This is a genomic window from Caulobacter sp. HMWF025, from assembly GCF_003060965.1.
Classification (GTDB): Bacteria; Pseudomonadota; Alphaproteobacteria; order Caulobacterales; family Caulobacteraceae; genus Caulobacter.
In genome coordinates, this window is record NZ_QAII01000060.1 from 1 (window position 1) to 5,070 (window position 5,070).

Annotated in this window: 5 protein-coding genes; 3 read left to right on the top strand and 2 right to left on the bottom strand. The window is 67.6% G+C overall.

The features are described 5' to 3' along the window. Both carA and DBR10_RS07675 read left to right on the top strand, forming a co-directional pair. Positions 1 to 1,096: glutamine-hydrolyzing carbamoyl-phosphate synthase small subunit (carA, locus tag DBR10_RS07670; RefSeq protein WP_108556243.1), on the top strand; the 1,096-nt coding region annotated here is incomplete at its 5' end. 153 nt (positions 1,097 to 1,249) lie between these two features. Further along, positions 1,250 to 1,648, top strand: a complete 399-nt coding sequence (locus DBR10_RS07675; RefSeq protein WP_108504298.1) for a hypothetical protein — start codon at positions 1,250 to 1,252, stop codon at positions 1,646 to 1,648. On the opposite strand, the gene DBR10_RS07680 is transcribed toward DBR10_RS07675, so the two are convergent. Beyond that, entirely contained in the window at positions 1,645 to 2,403 is a 759-nt protein-coding gene (locus DBR10_RS07680) for an SDR family NAD(P)-dependent oxidoreductase (protein WP_108504299.1), read from the bottom strand. The genes DBR10_RS07675 and DBR10_RS07680 overlap by 4 nt on opposite strands. A 116-nt stretch (positions 2,404 to 2,519) precedes the next feature. After that, positions 2,520 to 3,284 (bottom strand): FadR/GntR family transcriptional regulator, encoded by a 765-nt coding sequence (locus DBR10_RS07685; protein WP_108504302.1) that lies wholly within the window; start codon positions 3,282 to 3,284, stop codon positions 2,520 to 2,522. Positions 3,285 to 3,528: 244 nt separating this feature from the next. Between DBR10_RS07685 and dgoD the strand changes: the two genes are divergently transcribed. Next, entirely contained in the window at positions 3,529 to 4,749 is a 1,221-nt protein-coding gene (dgoD, locus tag DBR10_RS07690; RefSeq protein ID WP_233243318.1) for a galactonate dehydratase, read from the top strand. Positions 4,750 to 5,070: the final 321 nt, after the last annotated feature.

Genomic DNA, 5,070 nt, shown 5'->3' on the forward strand with positions numbered 1-5,070 from the left:
GGGCTGCGGCGCGGTCGGCGATGCGATCGGCGAGGTGTGCTTCAACACCGCCATGACCGGCTATCAGGAAATCCTGACCGACCCGTCCTACATGGCCCAGATCGTGGCCTTCACCTTCCCGCACGTCGGCAATGTCGGCACCAATGGCGAAGACGTCGAGCAGGTGACCGGCGTCGCCGAGACGGCCGCCCGCGGGGCCATCTTCCGGGACATCCCGACCGCCCCGGCCAACTGGCGCGCCGACAGTGATTTCGATGGCTGGATGAAGCGTCGCGGCATGATCGGTCTGGCCGGGGTCGACACCCGGGCCCTGACCCGCAAGATCCGCGAGACGGGCATGCCGCACGGCGTCATCGCCCACAGCCCGGACGGCCAGTTCGACCTCGACGCCTTGGTCGCCAAGGCCAAGGCCTGGTCGGGTCTGGAAGGGCTCGACCTGGCCAAGGATGCCTCCACCACCCAGACCTTCACCTGGGACGAGGGCCTGTGGTCGTGGCCGGAAGGCTTCGCCAAGCTCGAGACCCCCAAGTACGAGGTCGTAGTCCTCGACTACGGCGTCAAGCGCAACATCCTGCGGGCTCTCGCCCATGTCGGAGCCCGCGCCACGGTGGTGCCGGCCAATACCTCGGCCGAGGATATCCTGGCCCGCAATCCCGACGGCGTGCTGCTGTCCAACGGCCCGGGCGACCCGGCCGCCACCGGCCAGTATGCGGTTCCGGTCATTCAGACGCTGGTCGCCAGCGGCAAGCCGGTGTTCGGCATCTGCCTCGGCCACCAGATGCTGGCCCTGGCGCTCGGCGCGAAGACCGTAAAGATGGAACAGGGCCACCACGGGGCCAACCATCCGGTCAAGGACCTGACCACCGGCAAGGTCGAGATCGTCTCGATGAACCACGGCTTCACGGTCGACAGCGCCAGCCTGCCGGCCTCGGTCAGCGAGACCCATGTGTCGCTGTTCGACGGCACCAATGCCGGCATCGCCCTGGACGGCAAGCCGGTGTTCAGCGTCCAGCATCACCCGGAAGCCTCCCCCGGGCCGACCGACAGCCTCTATCTGTTCGAGCGCTTCGCGGGCCTGATGGACGCCGCGAAGTAGCCACCGCGCGACCTCGCTCCACGGGGGCGGGGTCTCGAAAACATCGCCCAAATGTCATGGCCTCATCACGCGTCCCCACTGGGCGCGTGATAGCCTTTGCCTGTTCGTTTCCAGCTTCGCTTCCCCGGCGACCTGAGCTCAGGCGAGGACATCATGACCCCCTATGAAACCATCGGCGGCGAGACCGTCGCCCATGCGGTGCTCGATGACTTTTTCCAGCGGGCCCAGGCCGATGACCGGCTGGCCGACGTCTATGGCCCGGTGATCACCGCCGGGGGACGGGCCTTTGTCACCGTCGCCCTTGATGCCGCCGGCACGGGCGAGCATCCGGACCTGGAGTCGGCCCTGGCCTGGCTCGGCGAGGTCGGTCTGGGCGATGACGAGCTGGACCTGATCGTCGGGCATCTGGCCGCAGCCCTGGAAGCGGCCGGGATCTCCGACGAGACCATCGCCGAAGTCGCTGAAGAGGCCGAAGCCCTGCGGGATGCGGCCCTGGCCTTCGACCCGGAAGACGATGATGACGAAGACGAGGACGAAGAAGCCGCTGCCTAAAGTGACTGGCCGTCGTCGACGGTGAAGACGCCGCCGGTGATGGTGGCCCCGGCGTCCGAGCATAGCAGCAGGGCCATGGCCTCGAGGTCGCTCTCGGCCATCAGCCGCTTGCGCGGGAAGCTGGCCACCAGCTTCTGGCCGCCCTCCTGGTCGAACCACTCGCTGTTCAGCTCGGTCCGGATATAGCCCGGGCACAGGACGTTGACGTTGATGCCCTTGCGGGCCCATTCGCGGGCCAGGCTCTTGCCCATCATGGCCGTGCCGGCCTTGGAGGTGCAGTAGGCGGTGACGCCCGGCAGGACCTTGTGCGCGCCGATCGAGGCGACCAGCAGGACCCGGCCACGACCGCTGGCGGGCGAGCCGGCCTTGATCATCCGGCGGGCCCCCTCGCGGGCGGTCAGGAACATGCCCCGCGTATTGACAGCCAGGATCTTGTCGAAGTCCTCGATGGCGATCTCGAGGGCCGAGCCCATGATGCTGATCCCGGCATTGGCGATCACGCTGTCCACCGGGCCGAAGCGGGCCTCGACGGCGTCATAGGCGGCGATCACCGAGGCCTCGTCCTCGACGTCCATGGCAAAGGCGGCGGCGGAGGGGCCGATCTCGGCGACGAGGGTCTCCAGGCGGTCGGTTCTGCGGGCCGCCAGGGCGACCCGGGCACCCGCAGCGGCCGCGGCCCGTCCCATCTGCGCCCCGATGCCGGACGAGGCTCCAGTGACCAGCACAACGCGGCCGGCAAGGGATGGATTGGACATGGAAGGGCTCCCGGATCTGTTTTCCGGCAGGGTGGCGGCGGCGCGCTGCGATGTCGAGGGCGCCGTTGGGTCGCCCTGGATCGCCATACTGCCCCGGACGGCCGCAACCGGTTGAGCTATTTGGGCGAGAACCTGGCGACGTAGCCTTCGTTCGCGCCCTGCTCGGCGATCGCCTCCCTGATCAGCTCCATGACGTCGGCGATCAGCGCCCGCATGGTCGCTGCAGCGGCGACCGGGTCATTGGCGACGATCGCGTCGAGGACGGCCCTGTGCTCGGGCAGGCTGGCATTGTGTCCGCGATAGCGATTGGTGAACTGGATCGAGGTCTGCAGCGCCGTGGCCACGACATCGCGAAACTGGGCGTAGAACGGGTTTCCCGACGCTTCCAGGATGGCGACGTGAAAGGCGATGTCCGAGCTCAGCGGATTGTCGGTGCCGAGCTCGGCCGCTTCCATCCGGGCATAGCCCAGCTTGATCAGATCGATACCCCTGGTGTTGGCGGACTGGGCCGCCAGGGCGGCCGCCCCGGGCTCGATGCTCAGGCGCAGTTCGGTGAACTGGCGCAGCAGGCTCAGCGAGAACTTCCGCTCCAGCAGCCAGCGAAGCACGTCGGTGTCGAACCAGTTCCAGGCCGAAGGGGGGGTGATGATGGTGCCCTGACGCGGCCGGGCGGTCAGCAGGCCCTTGGCCGTCAGCATCTTGACCGCCTCGCGGGTCACCGACCGGCTGACGGCGTGTTCCTTGGAAAGCTCGGCCTCGATCGGGAACGGTCGTCCGTCATAGCAGCCGGTCACGATCATCCGCCCCAACACGTCCAGCAGGCCGTAGGTCAGGTTGCGTCCTAGCGCCGAGCGTGATTCCAGCGGATCGGTGGGTTTCATGCCGTCACTGCTGGCAAATTTGCCGGTAGCTCGCAACAGATAGTTGCCCGGCAAGGTGACGCTTGGCCCGACAGGACCCGAGCCGGTGATCCGGGTGCCGGGGATAGGGCCTTCCTGAAGCGATACCCATATTTCAAGATTAATATGATAAACTGTTTGACGACCCCGCGACGCCCGACATAGCTATTGCCGACAACCCGGCTAAGTTCGGGCACGGCTATATTGGGAGCTTGTTGATGCGGCCTTGCACGCGCTGCGCCAGACACCCGGCGGACTGTCGATGACGGAAGAGCAATTTGGAGCGCTCAATGTCGGCGCAGGCCCGACCCGGATAGCGCGGATCGAGACGTTCATTGTGCCGCCACGCTGGCTCTTCGTCCGGGTCGAGACCCGTGACGGGGCCGTGGGCTGGGGTGAGGCGAGCCTGGAAGGCCACGCCGAGGCCGTGGACGGGGCCTTCGCGTCGCTGCGCGATCGCTTTATCGGTGCCGACGCCGACAATATCGAGGACATCTGGCAGGTGGCCTATCGCGGCGGGTTCTACCGTGGCGGGCCTGTGCTGATGTCGGCCCTGTCAGGCCTGGACCAGGCCCTCTGGGACCTCAAGGGACGCCGGCTGGGCGTGCCGGTCTGGCAACTGCTGGGCGGCCGTGTCCGCAACCGCGTTCCGGTCTATGCCTGGATCGGCGGCGACCGGCCCGACGAGGTGGTCGAGGCCTCCAGGGTCAGGCTGGAGCAGGGCTTCAAGGCGGTGAAGATGAACGCCACCGGCGAGATCGGCTGGCTGGACAGCGCCAGGGCTTTCGAAGACGCGCTGGATCGCGTGGCCGCGGTCAAGTCGCAGGGCCTGGACGTCGCGGTCGACTTCCACGGCCGCCTCCACAAGCCGATGGCCAAGCAACTGATCGCCGCCCTGGCACCGCTGCAGCCGCTGTTTATCGAAGAGCCCCTGCTGTCGGAAAACGTCGAGGCCATCGTCCAGCTGTCGCGTCTGACGAGTGTGCCGATCGCCCTGGGCGAGCGCCTCTACAGCCGCTGGGATTTCAAGCCGTTCCTCGAAGCGGCCGCCGTCGATGTGATCCAGCCGGACCTCAGCCATGCGGGCGGGCTTTCCGAGTGCAGGCGCATCGCCGCCATGGCCGAGGCCTATGATGTGGGCGTGGCGCCGCACTGTCCGCTGGGCCCGATGGCCCTGGCCGCCTGCATGCAACTGGCCCTGACGACACCGAACTTCGTGATCCAGGAAATGTCCCTCGGCATTCACTACAATGTCGGTCACGACCTGCTCAGCTACATGCGCAATCCCGAGGTTTTCGAGGTTCGCGACGGCATGGTCGACGCCCTGCAGGGGCCTGGCCTGGGGGTCGAGATCGACGAGGACATGGTTCGCGCTGCCGCCAGGGACGCACCGTCCTGGCGCAATCCGATCTGGCGAGGCCAGGACGGCAGCCTCCGCGAGTGGTGACCCCAGCCGGCCGCTCAGGGCCTGGTTCAGGCCTCTGACGCGGTACGGCTTCTGTCGGAATGCCCGTAGCGTGTGGCGGGCGGCGCGTCCTGAGGGGCTGCCGTTCGCCCGCGCATCACGACAGTCTCAAAAGGGTTGGCCAGGGTGCTGACCGGGCCCCAGGCCAGGACTGGCCAGGGCCGCGCGCGCGCGGCCGCCGCCAGGGTCCTGCCCCTCCCCAAAAGCCACATGACTCCAGGCGACGGGCAGACCGCAGCTGCCGGAATCGCCGTGCCTTGAAGGCTTTACGCCGCCTCCGACGACTCCGGGATCCTGCAGGGG